Source organism: Anaerorudis cellulosivorans (genome assembly GCF_025943985.1).
Taxonomy (GTDB): domain Bacteria; phylum Bacteroidota; class Bacteroidia; order Bacteroidales; family Dysgonomonadaceae; genus Anaerorudis; species Anaerorudis cellulosivorans.
In genome coordinates, this window is the sequence record NZ_JAPCWE010000016.1 from 1 (window position 1) to 13,932 (window position 13,932).

Genomic DNA, 13,932 nt, shown 5'->3' on the forward strand with positions numbered 1-13,932 from the left:
ATAGGAACTATGTTGTTTGAGAAGATACCGGTTCGTGAATTGTTCAACAAACCAAATTTAAATGTCTCGTCTGACGACGGTCAACTCGAATTATTTCGAGACCTCAAATCTTAACGGGACAGTAGTGAAACAAAATAATAAAAAGTTTGTTTGAAACACTGTAATTTACTTTTTATAACAGCATAATTACACCATTTTTCCTTACAAAGGTAATAAAATGGAATTATTTGTTTTATAATTCTGATGTTTTCCACAAATATTGAATACCTTTACGCAGTATATAACCTTATTATAAATGAATTCATTTATGGATAGACGGAAATTTATTCAAACAGGGAGCCTTGCTTTGCTGGGATCAGCAGTTGCACCTTCGTTTGCTGCTCCTTTTGGCGTTTCCGGGAAACAATCGGCGCTAAAGGCAGCGATGGATCATTTCGGAGTAACCGAGAATGATCTTCAAAAGGTGATGTCCGCAGCATTGGAGAAAGGCGGCGATTATGTCGATCTTTTTTTCGAACATACCTTTAGCAACTATGTGGGTTTACAGGACAGCGAAGTAAACCGCTGCAGTTCCAATATCGATTATGGAATGGGCGTTCGCGTCATTTCCGGTGACCAAACGGGGTATGCCTATATCGAGAACATTACTCTTAATGAAATGCTGAAAGCGGCGCGTACGGCAGCACGCATTGCTTCGGGGACTAAAAAAACCGATCTGGTGGCTTTGACCGAGAAACCGATCAAAACCAATTATTATCCGTTCACAACGTCGTGGGAGTATGTTTTGTTGAAAGACAAAATGCCGTATCTACAACGATTGAACGAGAGGATTTTTGCATTGGACAACCGTGTTCAGAAAGTGTCGGCGTCGTTGACCGATGATACATCACATATTCTTTTTTGTAATTCGGAGGGCGTACAGTATTACGATTATCGTCCGATGGTTGCGTTGTCGGCTATGTGTATTATGGAAGAAAACGGCAGGATCGAGAACAGTTATGCTTCCCGTTCTTACCGAAAAGGTTTTGAGTTTTTGACGGACGAGGTGATCGATATTATTGCCCGTGAAGCAGTTGAGAGCACAGCTATCCTGTTCAAAGCCGTAAAGCCCAAAGGTGGGGAAATGCCGGTGGTGATGGGAGCAGGTGGATCGGGCATCCTGCTGCACGAGGCAATCGGGCATGCATTCGAGGCCGACTTCAACCGCAAGAACATTTCCATTTTCTCTGATCAACTGAATAAAAAGATTTGTAATGAACATATCAATGTGGTGGACGATGGTACCATCATGTTTAATCGGGGAGCAGTTAATATCGATGATGAAGGCACTTACGGCCAAAAGACCTACATTGTGAAGAACGGCATACTTACCAGCTATTTGCACGACCGCATCAGTGCCAACTACTATGGTGTTCCTTCTACAGGGAACGGACGGCGCGAATCGTTTAAATGTGTCCCCATTCCCCGTATGCGCTCAACTTATATGGAGGCAGGAAATAGGACTGAGGCGGATATTATCGCTTCAGTAAAAAAGGGAATTTTTGTGGATAAATTCACCAACGGACAGGTTCAGATCGGCGCAGGCGATTTTACGTTCTTCGTGAAATCGGGTTATCTTATCGAAGAGGGTAAGCTTACACAGCCCATCAAAGATATCAATATTATTGGTAACGGGCCAAAAGCGCTAGCCGACATTACGATGGTTGCCAACAATCCCACGATAGACAATGGAACGTGGACATGTGGAAAAGACGGGCAGTCGTGTCCTGTGACTTGCGGTATGCCTTCGGCACTCGTTAGCAAACTAACGGTTGGAGGAGAAAGTTAGGGTTTTTGAAATGCAACTATTTATTCGTTAAATTAAGAAAATTATGATATCAAACAACGATAAAAAATTAGTTCAATGGGCTTTGGATTATGCCTTGAAGAACGGATGCCGTGAAGTAAAGGTAAATCTTTATGCAGGATCGGATAGCTCTTTCGAGCTACGTGACGGTAAAGTAGACCGCCTGCAACAGGCTTCGGAAAGCGTGATGGGCATTTCGGTGTATGTGGATGGCCGTTACGGAACGTTTTCTACAAATCGCCTGAATAAGGAAGAACTTGAAGTTTTTATAAAAAACGGGATCGAAGCCACGCGCTATCTGGCAAAAGATGAGGCCAGACAACTGCCCGATCCATCGCGATATTATAAAGGGGGAAAGCCTGATCTTCAATTGTACGACCCTAATTTTCCAACAGTTAGTCCCGACGAAAAAGTGGCACTGGCAAAAGCTGTCGGAGATGAGGCTATAGGAAAGGATGCGCGCATCATTTCGGTGGAGTCTTCGTATAACGACGGCGAAAGTTTCACTTACCGCATCCACAGCAATGGTTTCGAAGGAGAAATGCAAAGTTCATGGTATTCCCTTTCGTGCAGTGTTTCGGTGAAAGACGAAGGGGAGGCGCGACCGTCGTCCTACTGGTATGAATCATCCCTGTTTTTAGATAAACTCGTTAAGGAAGGCATCGGACAAAAGGCTTTGGAGCGCACGCTGCGCAAACTTGGGCAAAAGAAAATCAAATCGGGAGAATATACGATGGTGGTCGACCCGCTGAATTCTTCTCAATTGTTACGTCCGATGATTAGTGCACTTTACGGATCACAGTTGCAACAAAAGAATTCGTTTTTATTGAATAAACTGAATGAAAAGGTGGGGAGCGACAAGTTCTTGTTGAAAGACGAACCCCATATCATCGGAGCAATGGGTGCACGATATTTCGACGGAGAAGGGGTAGCAACCCAACCGCGTGTTGTTTTCGACAGGGGTGTGCTGAAAACCTATTTCATCGATACGTATTATGCCAACAAAATGAAAATGGAACCTACCATTTCCGATCCGTCCATTCTCATTCTTCAACCGGGCAGCACCGATCTGAACGGGCTGATTGCCCATGTGGACAACGGGATCTTGGTTACCGGATTCAACGGGGGTAATTGCAACAGTTCGACGGGCGACTTTTCCTACGGTATCGAAGGGTTCCTGATCGAAAACGGAAAATTGAGTCAGCCGGTAAATGAGATGAATATCACGGGCAATATGATTTCGCTCTGGAATTCGCTCATCGAAACGGGTAATGATCCGCGATTGAATTCTTCTTGGCGCATCCCGTCGCTGGTGTTCGAAGGTATTGATTTCAGCGGACTCTGATTTTCAAATGCAGTGCAGCCGATCTACCCGTTGATCTGAGAGGCTGCCTGCATCATTTTTTCCCTGATTTGTGGGGTACAGAGATTGCCGATGCTGCCGGCATGGGTATGATGCACTTCCTTTTTGGCTTTGTACGTACCGTTTTCCACTTCGTGTCCAACTTGTTGGTATGCTTCGCGGAAAGGCACACCTTGCAGCACACGGCGGTTAACCTCTTCGACCGTGAAAAGGTAATCATAGCGCGGATCGGAGAGGATTTCTTTGTTCACCGAAATATGCTGCAGCATGAAATGAGCCATTTGTAATAATTGGTGCAGGGTATCGATGGCGGGAAAAAGAACTTCTTTCAACAGTTGATAGTCGCGATGATAACCGTGAGGCAGGTTGGTGGTCATGAGAGCAATTTCGTTGGGCAGGCTTTGAAGCCGGTTGCTGTGTGCCCGAATAAGTTCCCATACGTCGGGGTTTTTTTTGTGTGGCATGATACTCGAACCGGTGGTCAGGTTGTCGGGATACGAAATGAAACCATAATTGCCGGAGAGATACATGCAGTTGTCGGCTGCCAGCTTGTTGAGGGTGGAGGCAATAGAGGCCATGCTTTGAGCAAGAATGCGCTCGGTTTTCCCGCGTGCCATTTGTGCGGCAATGACGTTATAGTGTAAAGTGGCAAAACCCAGTTCGCCGGTAGTCATTTCGCGGTCGAGGGGAAAAGAATTGCCATATCCTGCGGCAGAACCCAGTGGATTTTGGTCGGCAACACGCCATGCGGCTACCAGCGTATGCATGTCGTCTACCAAGGTTTCGGCGTAAGCGCCGAACCACAATCCGAAGGATGAAGGCATGGCGATTTGGCCGTGTGTGTAGCCGGGAAGCAATACGTTTTTGTAGCGTTCGCTCAGTTGCTGTAGCAGCTCAAAAAGTTGCAGGATCTCGTTTTTCAGGGCCATGATTTCGTCCTTAAGATAAAGTTTAATGTCCACCAGCACCTGGTCGTTGCGCGAACGTCCCGAATGGATTTTTTTTCCCGTTTCGCCAAGCTTTTCGGTAAGCATGGCTTCCACTTGCGAATGAATATCCTCTACATCGTCGTCGAGACGGAAATTGCCTTTTTCGATTTTGTCCAGAATACGTTCAAGTTCGTCATGTAGCACATTTTCTTCTTCTGCTGTCAAAAGACCGATTTTTGCCAGCATTTTGATGTGCGCCATCGAACCGATGACATCGTATTTTGCTAGCCGCAGGTCGAGTTCGCGGTCTTTCCCAACCGTAAAATCCGATACCGCTTTGTCGGCATCAAAGCCTTTATCCCAAATTTTTGCCATAGTCCTTTTCAGATTTAAACTGTCAGTATGTTTTATTGTTTTTTGAATAGCTTTCAAGTGTTCAAGATAGTATATTTAATTGGTATAATTTCGATGTCAATAGTCTTTATTTGCCCAATAGGTTAGTAAAGTTTGTGTGAATTTATTTTTGAAACGAATGATCTCTTTTTGTAGGAGAAATGATTTTTGATAGTTCTTCAATAAATCGGATATAGCCGGCAATTCCTAGCTTCAGCTCTTCCGTTGTGATGTATTCGTCGGGGTGATGAGAACGCGATGAATCGCCGGGTCCCATTTTGATAGCCGGACACGATATCCGCATCCAGTCCGATGTGGTGGGAGATACATAGGTTTCGATACCCAGTTGTTGCACGCATTGCATCAACGGATGGTTGAGTGGTGTGGCTGAGCTTCTGTTGGTCAATGAACGGGCTTTAAGTGAGCTCTTGACTTTCGGTTGTAGAATATCCATGATCTCTTGATTGGTGTACACGTCTGTCGGGCGGATATCGATGACAAAAGTGCAACTGTCCGGCACAACATTGTGTTGCGTTCCGGCATGGATTTGCGTTACCGTGAGTTTGACTTCGCCCATTGTCGGGGATATTTTGTCGAGTGTTGTCGTACGCAGGGTAAGGATGTCATCCACGGCAATATAAATGGCATTCACCCCCTCGTTGAGTGCCGCATGTCCGCTTACACCTTTAGCCTCGGCATCGATCACCAGCAGTCCCCTTTCGGCAATGGCGGCTTTCATGCCTGTGGGTTCGCCTACTATGGCAAAATCCACTGTATCTTTTATTTCCGGCCACATTTTCCGCATACCGTTGGGACCGGAATTCTCCTCTTCGCACGAGAGCACTAGCATGAGGTTAAACGGCAGCTCTGTATTATAGAAATGAAGAAAAGTTGCGATCATCGATACCACGGAAGCGCCCGCATCGTTGCTGCCCAATCCGAATATCCGGGTGTCGGAAAAGGGAGGATTAAACGGGTCGAAAGTGTAACCAGATGTCGGACGTACAGTATCGATGTGCGAATTGAGCATAAGGGTAACCTTTTTTTCCTCGTGATGCGGCTGACAGATAATCAGGTTATTGACAATCCGTTGCGTTGGTATTCCTTTTTTTGCAAAAAAGGTTTCCAAAAAATCGCTCCTAAGGTTTTCTTCTCCCGAAAAAGAAGGAATAGAAACCACCTTGCGAAGAAAATCCGCAGCTGTACCCTCCGGAAAAAGAGATTGATTATAGTCGATTCTTTCCAAATCTTTTCTTTTTTATGTTGTCGTAATGATTTTTCGTTTCCCTTCCGTTGAAGGAGATTCAGAGATTAAGTCGCGTTCCCTGCTTTGTCAATAAATTTTTCGCATGAAGGATGATGACTTCCGAAACGCCGTTTTCGATGGCTTTAAACGAATTGTCGAGTTTGGGAATCATTCCGCCTGCAATTATCCCTTCGTTTTTGTAGGCTTCGTATTCGGCTCTGTCCATCGATGCGATTCGGCTTTGTGGATCGTCAACGTCTTTCAACACTCCTTCTTTTTCGAAGCAATAATATAAGGTGGTACGATAGTTTTTTGATAGGGCACTAGCCAGCGAATATGCAACGGTATCGGCATTTGTGTTGAGCAGAGAACCATTCCCGTCGTGTGTAATGGCACAGAAAACAGGCGTTATCTTGTTTTCGATCAGCAGGGAAATAAAATTCGTATTGATGTCGTTTGCGTCCGGATCGCCCACAAAACCAAAATCGATGGGTTCGGGCGACCTCCTCTTGGCGGGGATGGTGTCGGCATCGGCACCCGACAAGCCGAGGGCATAGCATCCTTGCTTCTGCAAAGAGGCTACGATGCTTTTGTTGATCCAGCCGGCATACACCATCGTTACCAGTTTCAGTGTTTCGGCATCGGTGATGCGCCGTCCATCCACCATCTTTGTTTCGATACCGAGCTGTTTTGCCATTTTCGAAGCCATCACGCCTCCTCCATGAACAAGCAGCTTCCTTCCCTCCAGCCGGTGAAAATCGGCCAGAAAAGTTTCCAGTGCTTCAGGATTATCGACGATGTTCCCTCCGATTTTTACAATAGCTATATCCTTCAAAACAGAGTTTGAAGCTAAAGCGTGGTGCGATGATTGGCTATTTACTGTCATTTTTCCGTATTTACAAAATAGAGGTGAAGTTGGTTGTCCGATAAACGATGTGCAGGATCTCAGAAATTGTCCTTCAATATTTCTTTCAACACTGTTTGTGCAGAAACCATGCGGTTGGCAGCTTCGGGGATGACCAACGACTGCGGACTTTCAATCACTTCGTCGGTAACGATCATATTGCGGCGTACCGGCAGGCAGTGCATGAAATAGGCATTATTGGTCAGTGCCATTTTACGCGCATCAACCGTCCACGACTTGTCCATGTTGATGACTTTGCCGTAGTTGGGGTCGCGATATGCCGACCAATTCTTGGCATAGATGAAGTCGGCATCTTTGTATGCTTTTTCCTTGTCGTATTCCACGCGGGCTTTACCAACGAATTTTTCATCTAGTTCATAACCTTCGGGATGGGTAATCACAAACTCGTAGTCAGTGGCATTCATCCACTCGCAAAACGAATTAGCTACGGCTTGCGGCAGAGGTTTGGGATGCGGAGCCCAAGTGAGAACAACTTTCGGACGGGGTGTTTTTTTGTATTCTTCGATCGTGATGAGGTCGGCAAAGCTTTGCAATGGATGTCGTGTAGCTGCCTCCATACTGATGACGGGCTTGCCCGAGTATTGAATGAATTGATTGAGAATGACTTCGTTGTAATCGTCTTCCTTACTTTTGAATTGGGCAAAAGAGCGTACACCGATGATGTCGCAATACGATCCCATTACAGGAATGGCTTCTAGGATGTGCTCGGTTTTGTCCCCATCCATTACTACTCCTCTTTCGGTTTCCAGTTTCCATGCGCCTTGGTTGATGTCGAGTACGATAACGTTCATGCCGAGATTGAAGCCGGCTTTTTGGGTGCTCAACCGGGTACGGAGACTCGAGTTGAAGAAAATCATCAACAACGTTTTGTTTTTTCCGATTTGCTGATCTGCAAACGGATTCTCTTTGACATACGTTGCCTTTTCGAGGGCGCTTTTTAAATTGCCGATATCGTGAACGCAGGTGAAATTTCTCATTTTTCTGTATGTTTTTTAAATTCCCGAATGAAAATATCGATTTCATTCTTCGATATGGAAAGGGGAGGAAGCAAGCGCATGACGTTGTTTTTTGCTCCGCCGGTAAAAATATGACTCTCAAACAAGAGTTTATTGCGCAGTTCGGATTGATCGGGTTTGAGTTGCACACCGATCATCAGGCCGCGGCCGCGAATCTCTTCGATGCCCCCACAGGTTGAAAGTTCTTTTTGCAGATACTCGCCCATTTCTTTGGCATTGTTGATCAGCGATTCCTCCTTAAGAACCTTCAGTACGGCAATGGCTGCGGCACATGCCAAATGATTCCCGCCGAAGGTAGTTCCCAGCATTCCTTTTTGGGGTTTGAATTTCGGAGAAATAATTACTCCTCCAATGGGGAAACCGTTTCCCATACCTTTAGCCGTGGTGATGATGTCGGCTTTGATCCCGGCAAACTGATGGGCAAAGAATTTACCTGTTCGGCCGTATCCCGACTGCACTTCATCGAAGATAAGCACGGTGTCATGCTTTTTACATACCACTTCGAGTTGTTGGAGAAATTCGTTGTCGGGGGCAAATATTCCGGCCACTCCCTGAATGCCTTCGATAATGATGGCAGCCACATCGCCTTTGTCGAGCTCTTTGGCAACGGCATCGATATCGTTCAACGGCAGAAAGGTGACTTCATGACCAGTGTTGAAAGGCGATTGGATGGCGGGATTGTCCGTGACGGCTACTGCACCTGAAGTGCGTCCGTGAAAAGCTTCCCGGAAAGCAATGACGCGTTTTTTGCCGGTATGAAACGAGGCAAGTTTCAATGCATTCTCGTTGGCTTCGGCTCCGGAATTGCACAGGAATAGCGCATAATCGGGATAGCCGCACTGCTCGCCCAACTTGTCGGCAACTTCTTGCTGCAGACTGTTGATTACCGAATTGGAATAGAAACCGAGTTTGTCGATCTGTTCTTTGAGCATACGCGTATATTCGGGATGCGTGTGTCCGATGGAAATGACAGCATGTCCGCCATAGAAGTCCAGATACTCGGTTCCGTTTTTATCCCATAAACGGCATCCTTTTGCCCTTACGGGTTCGATGTTCCAGAGGGTATATACGTCAAATAAATTCATTCTTGTTTATGTTTTTGCTTTTAAAATAAGAGTCTGCTTTAAAAAGTCCAAAAGACTGAAAATTAATTTTGTAAAAACCTGATTTTTAGGTTGATTTTTTGCTCATCTTCAATAAATAAGACTTATGTAATTGGACTCAAATAACGGTTTGTTAAAAAGCGCTTCCTTTCAGCTTCAATCCGGCGCTTTCGTCCAGCCCAAACATCAGGTTCATGTTCTGAACGGCTTGTCCCGATGCTCCTTTCAGCAGATTGTCGATAATAGAGGTGATATGAATGTATCCATTGTGAAATTCGATATGTACCAATCCTTTATTGGTGTTTACTACCTCTTTGAGACTGATGGGTTCATCGGAGACAAAGACGAAAGGAGATGCTTCGTAAAACTGCTTATAGTAATCGATGATTTCTGTTTCGCTCATCGAACCGTCCCATTTCATATATATACTGGTGAAGATGCCGCGGGTGAAATCGCCCCGCATGGGGATGAAATTGATTTCGGGGAGAATAGGGTTACCCGCATCGGCCAAGGTGCGTTGTATTTCGTTGAGATGTTGATGGGTGAAGGGCTTATAAACCGAAATATTGGAGGCACGATAACTGAAATGGGTGGTTTCGGAAAGTTTCTTACCTGCGCCTGTAGAGCCTGTGATGGCATGAATGTGAACTGCTTCCGAAAGCTTATTGATGGCTGCCAGGGGTATCAGTGCCAATAAAATGGAGGTGGCAAAACAACCGGGATTGGCAATATTGTGCGCTTTGCGGATTTTTTCTTTGTTAAGCTCGCATAACCCGAAAACAAATTGGCGACTGCCAAATATCGGCTCATTGCGGAAATCGCTTCCAAGATCGATGATTTTGCACGATTCTTCAATGGGATTCTCTCGAAGAAAAGTGCGGGAAATTCCGTGTCCAAGGCAAAGAAAGATCACATCCGGATATCCGACCTTGTTGGTAAAGCAAAGATCGGTTTCTCCCAACAGGTCGCGATGGATGTTAGTGACCGGAACCCCGACTGATGTGGTACTTGTTATCGAATCGATTTTCACTTGAGGATGATTCAGCAGGAGGCGCAACAGTTCGCCTCCTGTGTATCCTGTTCCTCCGGCTATACTTACGTTAATCATTTTGATGAATGGTATGGTAAATTTTCAACGGATTGGCTACGACTTTGGTAAAACCAATGATATCTTGCGGGGTGAGCGATTTGTTGCTTTCGCCATAATCGCCGAAGATGGGGTTCATTAGGTCGTAGGGACTTTCGCATCCCAATACGGAAAAATGATAGGGACGCAGCTCAACTTCCACTTCTCCTGTTACGAATTTCTGTGTATCTGTGAGAAAAACCTCAATGTTGCGCATCACAGGCTCAAGATACTGTGCCTCGTGCATGAGTTGTCCGTACCAGTTGCCGAGCTGTTCTTTCCAATACAACTGGTGCTTGGTCAGTACATGTTTTTCCAACAGATGGTGGGCTTTGATGAGGATCAATGGAGCAGGTGCTTCAAAAGCCACGCGGCCTTTCGTGCCGATAATGGTATCGCCAACGTGGATGTCGCGTCCGATGGCAAATTTCGATGCCGTTTTATTGATGGTGCGGATGATATCTACAGGATTCATTTCTTTTCCATTGAAAGAAACCGGTTCTCCTTTATGGAAACCGATTTTGATACGCTCAACTCCATGATCGGTTACTTGCGATGGATAGGCCTCTTCGGGGAGCACACCTGATGATTTCAGCGTTTCTACTCCGCCAACGCTGGTTCCCCATAAACCTTGATTGATGGAATATTTCGATTTTTCCCACGAAAAATCAAATCCTTTTTCTCGCAGGTAGTCGATTTCCTGTTGTCTCGACCAGCCGAGTTCGCGAATAGGAGCGATGATTTTTACTTCGGGAGCCAGCACTTCGAAAACCAGATCGAAACGGATCTGATCGTTACCTGCGCCCGTACTTCCGTGAGCAACATACTCGGCCCCGGTTTTCTTGATATGTTCAACAATGTTCAATGCCTGGAAAAATCGTTCGGAACTTACCGAAAGGGGGTACGTGTTATTTTTTAACACATTACCGAAAATCAGATATCGGATGCCTCGTTGGTAATAATCTTCTACGGCATTGATGCAGGTATGTGTGGTTGCACCCAGTTGTAGTGCGCGTTCTTCAATACGTTTGGCTTCTTCCTCGGAAAAACCGCCCGTATTGACGATGACGGTATGTACCTCCAAGCCTTTTTCGTTAATCAAATATGGCACGCAGAACGAGGTGTCGAGTCCGCCACTAAATGCCAAAACTACTTTTTGTTTCATTTTTTTGTTTTTTGCAAGCTAACGAGCTTTTGATGAGAATATTTATTTTTTGAAGAGTTTGTTTGGTGTCTTTTTCTTCAGAATCGGTTTTACCATCTTTTTTGCAAAAGGGCGTTCTCTTTTTGGCTTCATTTCTTTTTCGGGATCAAACAAAAGACCGGTACAGAGACACATTTTATAATTGTTGCGCTGCAAAATATCGAAATTGCGACAACCCTGGCATCCTTTCCAGAATTCTTCATCATCGGTCAATTCCGAAAAAGGAACCGGCTTGAATCCAAGTTCGGTATTCATTTTCATGACAGCAAGTCCTGTCGTGATGCTGAAAATCTTTGCATGAGGATACAGTTTTCGGGAAAGATCGAAAATCCGTTTCTTTATTCTTTTGGCTATTCCTTGATTCCGATAGTCGGGATGAACGATTAATCCCGAATTGGCCACAAATTTATCATGTCCCCATGATTCGATATAGGAAAAACCCACCAGTTTGTCGCCATCAAGAGCAATCACGGCTTTTCCTGCATTTATCTTTTCGGCTACGTATTCCGGTGAACGTTTGGCAATGCCTGTTCCACGTGCTTGAGCCGATTCATATATTAAATCGCATATTTGTTGTGCGTATTTTGCGTGGCTGCTGTTGGCCACTTGAATTTTTACATTCATTTTACTTTTACGAAAATAAATTGTGAATAAATTGGGTTTATTTTGTGTCGCAATCTTGCGAAAGATAAAAGGGGATTTTATAGACAATGAAGATAGTCTATAAAATAGCTGATCAAAAGCATCGTCGGACTAAATACGTTGCTTCGTTCATTATGGTAGTAATATGTAAGAATATCTTGGTCATTGAGACTGCAAAAGTAAAAATAATAATTGTAATACGGATATTTTTAGAAGAAAAATCCTATAAAAAACGAGAAAACGATTGAAAATGCAAATCGGTTGGATAGAAAGCGCTCCAATTTGTCGGTTTATGGTGAATTATGTACTTTTGTCACAAGCAAATTTCGTTTTATTACTTTTCAACAAAAATAATCTTTTAATTAACATCGTATTTACTGATTTATTGTTTAATTTGCTTTTTAATTAAATTGAATTTCAGCATATGGGAAAAATAATTGCGTTGGCAAATCAGAAAGGCGGAGTGGGTAAAACCACCACAACCATTAATCTGGCGGCGTCGCTAGCTGCACTTGAAAAAAAAGTGTTGGTGGTAGATGCCGATCCACAGGCCAATGCTTCGTCGGGATTGGGAATTGACATACGAAATACAAAAAATACAATATACGAAGGGCTTATTGGTAAGATAAGCCCTTTTGATATTGTACTTAAAACGCCGTTCGAAAATATCGATATCATTCCTTCTCACATTAATCTGGTAGGTGCGGAACTCGAAATGGTGCAAATGGAGAACAGAGAGAAACGTTTACGGGAGTTACTTGACCCTTTGAGAGATGCATATGATTATATTCTTATCGATTGTTCGCCTTCGTTAGGGATTATCACCGTCAACGCATTAACGGCGGCAGATTCGGTAATTATTCCCGTTCAGTGCGAATATTTTGCATTGGAAGGATTGAGCAAGCTACTTAATACCATTAAGATTATCAAGTCGAAACTGAATACGAAATTGGAAATTGAGGGCTTCGTATTAACCATGTACGATTCACGTTTGCGTCTGCATAACCAGATTTATGAAGAAGTGAAGCATCATTTTCAAGAACTTGTTTTTAAGACAGTTATACAGCGAAATATCACATTAAGCGAGTCGCAAAGTCATGCGCAGCCTGCACTGATGTACGATGCAGGTTCTCGTGGTGCAGTGAATTACATTCAACTGGCCAAAGAGTTAATCGAGAAAAATGCTTAATTTTGTGCCTCAAGATAATCGTTTAATAAAGTGAGCATGGCAAAAAAGAATGCATTGGGAAGAGGACTGGACGCATTGATAACGATGGATGATGCCGTTACTCGTGGGTCGTCATCCATCAATGAGATTGCATTGTCGAAGATTATATCGAATCCGGATCAACCAAGACGCATATTCGATGAAGAGACAATGGGTGAGTTAGCGGCATCTATTAGCAAGATCGGAGTAATACAGCCCGTTACTTTACGCAAAGTTGATGATGAAAAGTATCAGATTATTGCGGGGGAACGGCGTTATCGGGCTTCGTTGATGGCGGGATTGGATTCTATTCCTGCATACATTAAAACTGCTGATGATGATGAACTCATGGAAATGGCACTGATCGAAAATATCCAGCGGGAAGACCTTAATGCGATCGAAATTGCGTTGGCTTATCAGAATCTCATCGATTCGTTTTCGTTGACCCAAGAGCAATTAAGCGAAAGGGTAGGGAAAAAGCGGACAACCATTACCAATTATTTGCGACTGCTGAAGCTGCCTGCAGAAGTACAAATGGGTATTAAAGACCGCAAAATTGACATGGGGCATGCCCGCGCATTGGTAACTATCAATGATCCGGTTTCACAATTGGCCGTATATAACCTGATTTTAAGAGATGGCTTGTCAGTGCGCAAAGTAGAAGCTATCGTTAAGGAAATCAATGAAGGAAAAGAAGTAGAAGAAATTATTAATCCGCCACGGGCTCAGAAGTCGAATTCCTCAAAAGGAAAAAAATCTGCTGTTGGCGACTTCGAAGCTTTAAAAAAACACCTCTCCGATTATTTTAAAACGGATGTTCAGTTTACATGCAATAAACAAGGCAAAGGTAAAATCACCATTTCGTTTAAATCGCCAAACGAATTGGAACGGATTATCGGGATTTTTGATCAGCTAAAGAAAAAATAAAAATT

The 13,932-nt window shown here is 44.2% G+C and carries 12 protein-coding genes; 4 read left to right on the forward strand and 8 right to left on the reverse strand.

Annotated elements, in window-relative coordinates:
• Positions 1 to 307 precede the first annotated feature (307 nt).
• Together OLM34_RS09260 and OLM34_RS09265 are read left to right on the forward strand one after the other, a co-directional pair.
• A complete protein-coding gene (locus OLM34_RS09260) occupies positions 308 to 1,828 on the forward strand; it encodes a TldD/PmbA family protein (protein WP_264406831.1) in 1,521 nt (506 codons plus the stop codon).
• Positions 1,829 to 1,871: 43 nt separating this feature from the next.
• Positions 1,872 to 3,191 carry a TldD/PmbA family protein gene (locus OLM34_RS09265; protein ID WP_264406833.1) on the forward strand — a complete coding sequence of 440 codons (1,320 nt, stop codon included), beginning with the start codon at positions 1,872 to 1,874 and terminating at the stop codon, positions 3,189 to 3,191.
• 23 nt (positions 3,192 to 3,214) lie between these two features.
• Here the strand turns inward: OLM34_RS09265 and argH are convergent, their stop codons facing one another.
• The 8 genes from argH to OLM34_RS09305 form a co-directional block, all read right to left on the reverse strand.
• The gene (gene argH, locus OLM34_RS09270) at positions 3,215 to 4,513 is read right to left on the reverse strand and encodes an argininosuccinate lyase (protein ID WP_264406835.1); all 1,299 of its coding nucleotides are present in this window, start codon (positions 4,511 to 4,513) and stop codon (positions 3,215 to 3,217) included.
• A 142-nt stretch (positions 4,514 to 4,655) separates the two neighbouring features.
• Positions 4,656 to 5,777 (reverse strand): M20/M25/M40 family metallo-hydrolase, encoded by a 1,122-nt coding sequence (locus tag OLM34_RS09275; protein WP_264406836.1) that lies wholly within the window; start codon positions 5,775 to 5,777, stop codon positions 4,656 to 4,658.
• A gap of 58 nt (positions 5,778 to 5,835) precedes the next feature.
• A complete protein-coding gene (argB, locus tag OLM34_RS09280; RefSeq protein WP_264406837.1) occupies positions 5,836 to 6,663 on the reverse strand; it encodes an acetylglutamate kinase in 828 nt (275 codons plus the stop codon).
• A 59-nt stretch (positions 6,664 to 6,722) separates the two neighbouring features.
• Positions 6,723 to 7,679 carry an N-acetylornithine carbamoyltransferase gene (locus tag OLM34_RS09285; protein ID WP_264406838.1) on the reverse strand — a complete coding sequence of 319 codons (957 nt, stop codon included), beginning with the start codon at positions 7,677 to 7,679 and terminating at the stop codon, positions 6,723 to 6,725.
• Positions 7,676 to 8,803 (reverse strand): aspartate aminotransferase family protein, encoded by a 1,128-nt coding sequence (locus OLM34_RS09290; protein ID WP_264406839.1) that lies wholly within the window; start codon positions 8,801 to 8,803, stop codon positions 7,676 to 7,678. Before OLM34_RS09290 ends, OLM34_RS09285 begins: the two co-directional genes overlap by 4 nt.
• 151 nt (positions 8,804 to 8,954) lie before the next feature.
• Complete coding sequence (gene argC / locus OLM34_RS09295) at positions 8,955 to 9,929, reverse strand: N-acetyl-gamma-glutamyl-phosphate reductase (RefSeq protein WP_264406841.1); 975 nt, start codon at positions 9,927 to 9,929, stop codon at positions 8,955 to 8,957.
• Entirely contained in the window at positions 9,922 to 11,112 is a 1,191-nt protein-coding gene (argG, locus tag OLM34_RS09300) for an argininosuccinate synthase (protein ID WP_264406843.1), read from the reverse strand. Before argG ends, argC begins: the two co-directional genes overlap by 8 nt.
• A 42-nt stretch (positions 11,113 to 11,154) precedes the next feature.
• Positions 11,155 to 11,775 (reverse strand): GNAT family N-acetyltransferase, encoded by a 621-nt coding sequence (locus tag OLM34_RS09305; RefSeq protein WP_264406845.1) that lies wholly within the window; start codon positions 11,773 to 11,775, stop codon positions 11,155 to 11,157.
• A gap of 442 nt (positions 11,776 to 12,217) precedes the next feature.
• Between OLM34_RS09305 and OLM34_RS09310 the strand changes: the two genes are divergently transcribed.
• On the forward strand, positions 12,218 to 12,982 hold the full coding sequence (locus OLM34_RS09310) for a ParA family protein (protein WP_264406847.1): 765 nt from the start codon (positions 12,218 to 12,220) through the stop codon (positions 12,980 to 12,982).
• Positions 12,983 to 13,018: 36 nt separating this feature from the next.
• Positions 13,019 to 13,927, forward strand: a complete 909-nt coding sequence (locus tag OLM34_RS09315; protein ID WP_264406849.1) for a ParB/RepB/Spo0J family partition protein — start codon at positions 13,019 to 13,021, stop codon at positions 13,925 to 13,927.
• Positions 13,928 to 13,932 lie beyond the last annotated feature (5 nt).